The sequence below is a fragment of the Microvirga roseola genome (genome assembly GCF_020866965.1).
Classification (GTDB): Bacteria; Pseudomonadota; Alphaproteobacteria; order Rhizobiales; family Beijerinckiaceae; genus Microvirga; species Microvirga roseola.
The window spans coordinates 1-422 of sequence record NZ_JAJATX010000208.1 but is presented as its reverse complement, the minus strand read 5'-3'; the positions used below and the strand labels follow the sequence as shown (position 1 = coordinate 422).

Annotated in this window: 1 protein-coding gene; it reads right to left on the bottom strand. The window is 64.5% G+C overall.

Annotated elements, in window-relative coordinates:
- The coding region (locus LG661_RS24910; RefSeq protein ID WP_230534671.1) for a hypothetical protein at window positions 1-422 on the bottom strand (422 nt) is incomplete at both ends.

The window sequence follows — 422 nt, the reverse complement described above, 5'->3', positions numbered from 1 at the left end:
GCGCTGCTGGTAGACGCCATAGCCGGAGCCGTCCTGACCGTCGGAATGCCAGGTGACCACCCAGCCGCCATCCGACAGAGCCGTCACACGCGATTCGTCTTGGGTGCTGGTCGTGTACGAGTTGACCTGCTGCTCGCCGCCCACCGCTGTGCCGGTAGCATCATAGAGCTGCTGATAGATGCCAGTGCCGGAGCCGTCCTGACCGTCGGAGCGCCAGCTCACCACCCAGCCGCCGTCCGCCAGAGCCGTCACATCCGGAAGACTTTGGCCGTCGGTCGTATAGGTGTTTACCTGCTGCTCGCCGTCAACCGCCGTGCCGGCAGAGTCGTAGCGCTGCTGATAGATGCCATAGCCGGAGCCATCCTGACCATACGATTCCCAGGTCACCACCCAGCCGCCGTCCGACAGAGCCGTTACACTCG